This window comes from Azospirillum sp. TSH20, assembly GCF_003115935.1.
Lineage (GTDB): Bacteria > Pseudomonadota > Alphaproteobacteria > Azospirillales > Azospirillaceae > Azospirillum.
The window spans coordinates 1-2,659 of the sequence record NZ_LGQU01000154.1; the positions used below are offsets into that span (position 1 = coordinate 1).

1 protein-coding gene and 1 pseudogene are annotated in these 2,659 nt (G+C 66.5%); one reads left to right on the top strand and one right to left on the bottom strand.

The window, feature by feature from the left end; translation table 11 throughout:
* Window positions 1-1,490, bottom strand: a 1,490-nt coding sequence (locus TSH20_RS32200) for a tetratricopeptide repeat protein (protein WP_247874552.1), incomplete at its 3' end; no start/stop codon positions are given.
* 793 nt (window positions 1,491-2,283) lie between these two features.
* On the opposite strand from TSH20_RS32200, the pseudogene TSH20_RS32205 reads away from it, so the two are divergent.
* A pseudogene (locus tag TSH20_RS32205) lies at window positions 2,284-2,659 on the top strand (hypothetical protein); the annotation flags it as partial.

Sequence of the window (2,659 nt, forward strand, 5' to 3'; positions counted from 1 at the left end):
AGGTTCAGCAGGGGAAAGCCACCGGGCGGGTTGGCGGCCTGTCCTTCGGTCGGGCCTTTCTGGATGGAGACCAGGCTGACGCCGGGAATGGCGGCCAGCCGGGCGAAGGGGGCGAGCCCAATGGAGCGGTTCTTGTCGTTGCCGTGGGTCGGCGATCCCGCCCAGACGATGCCGACCTTCAGGCCTGACAGCCCCTTCAGCCGCTCGCCCCAGCGCGCCACCAGATCCGGTTCCGCCGTCAGGTAGGGAACGCGATGCGGGATGGTGTCCATCTGGGTTCCGAACACCTCGCCCAGGCTCAGCATCGGCAAATGCAGGTCGAAGGCGTCGGTGGGCAGCTGGCCGCTGACGAAGCGCTCCACGCCGGGCAGCCCGGCCATCACCCGCTCCAGCGGAGCCGGCAAGCCTAAGATCACCCGGCCGCCGCGCGCCGCCACCAGGGGGACGTAACGGCAGAACTGCAGGGCATCGCCCAATCCCTGTTCGCCATGCAGCAGGATGCGGCGCCCCTCCAGCGGCTCACCCATCCAGCGCGGCTTGGGCATGGCGGCGTGGGTTGGGGCGTCCTTGCAGCGCAAGCGCCATTCGTATTCGCGCCAGCCCTCCTCGAAGCGGCCGGCGACCAGCAGGGCCATGCCGAGATTGCGGCGGGCATCCGGGTTGGCCGGGTCGATGGCGACGGCGCGGCGGAAGCCGGCGATCGCCTCACTCAGCCGGTTCTGGTTCAGCCGGGCGTTGCTGTGGTTGGCATAGGCGCCGGCGAAGCCCGGGTCGACGGCGACCGCGCGGGCGTGGGCGTGGGGCGCCTCCTCCAGCCGTCCCTGTTCCTGCAAGGCCAGGCCCAGGCTGCTGTGGCCAGCGGCGAAATACGGGTCGAGCGCCACGGCGCGGCGGTGCCACGCCGCCGCCGCTCCGGATCCCGTCTTGTCCAGACCGCGCAGCGCGATGCCCAGGTTGTTGCAGGTGGCCATGTGGGCGGGGGCGAGGGCAAGGGCGCGGGCATAGGCGGCGACGGCGTCCGGCAGGGCGTCGCGCTCCTGCAGGACGTTGGCGAGCCCCGCATGGCCCTCCGCCCCGGCGGGGGCGAGCTTGACCGCCCGGCGGCAGGCGTGTTCGGCATCGGCCAGACGGGCCAGCCCGCGTTGCAGCCCACCCAGAGTCTCATAGGCGGCGGTGAAGTCTGGACGCAGGGCGATGGCGCGGCGATAGGCCGCCGCCGCCCCGGCCGCATGCCCCTGGTCGCGCAGCAGGTTGCCCAGGTTCAGCCGCGTTTCCGCCATGGCCGGATCGATCCGCAGGGCGCGGACCATCAGGCGGAGCGCAGTCTCCCCCTGCCCGGCGCGCCGGGCGACCAGTCCCAGCAGATGCAGGGCGTCGGGCTGGTCGGGCGCGATCTCCAGGATACGGCGGTAAATCCGCGCTGCTGCGGCCAGCTGGCCGCTCTGATGATGCCGCACTGCTGCGGCGAGCGCGTCCTGAATGGTCGCCATGCTCGATCGATCGTCCCTAACCCTTGGGTTTCTTCGTGTGGTGGCTGTCCGGCGGCGCCTGTCGCCGCAAGGGAATAGCGGGTGTTCCCGAATTCTCCAAGCGCATCCTCGCGGCGGCGATCAACGAAATACAGTCCGTGTTATCAACTTGTAACAGAAAGGTCGTCATTGTCGAAGCCAGGGCTTGGCCTTATAGCGGTGGTCAAGTTATGCAAGTCGCGCAAGTCTTCGTCGTCTCGCTCTCGATTCGAGGACGTCGCCTCCTTCCTGCGGCCAAGCTCTAGGCCCGACCTGTCGGAATAGTTTGTAACGCCAACTTCATGCGGCCTGTGGCTATTTCGCCATACCCGACATTTCCTAAGCCATTGCAAAGGCTTGGTGGAGGGTCGCTCAACCGTTCGGTACACCATCCAAGGCGCGCGCGCAGTGCAGGCTACTTCGACCTACCCATTTCGGTAGAAACGGATTGCCATAGGCGCGGTGCTTCGGATAACAAGGGCACGGTGTGTTAGTTCGCGCTAGGACTGAGTCTGTCTGCCTGCAGCCAGTGTGACGCACACCTCAAAGAATGGTTCATCCGCCGGCGAACCAAACCTGAAGGGGATTACTAATGGCTGGAACCCCATACAACGTAGGGGTCACTACGGGTTCGACCCTAACATTGGGTAACACGTACTCAGAAATTATCGGCGACGTTGGTACCGATGTCATCACGCTCGGAACGTCCGGTAACACGGTGTCGATTTCGGCGCTTGAGACTCTGATCGGCAGCGCTGGAACCGATTTCATTACCTTGACTGCCGGTTCCACCCTCCAGGTTTCGCTGCTGGAAACCCTGGTGGGCAGCAACACCACCGACGTGGTGTCGATCGGCACGTCCGGCTCCACCATGCTGGTGAACCTGCTTGAGACGATCACCGGCGGTGTTGGCACCGACGTGATCACGATCGGCACGTCCGGCTCCACCATGCTGGTGAACCTGCTTGAGACGATCACCGGCGGTGTTGGCACCGACGTCGTCACGCTGGGCACCGCGGGCAACACCCTGCTGGTCAGCGGCATCGAGTCCCTGACTGGCGATGTCGGCACCGACGTCATCACCCTGGGCACCGGCGGCAGCACCGTCACGGTCGGCGCGATCGAGCTCCTGACCGGCACGACCGCCCTCG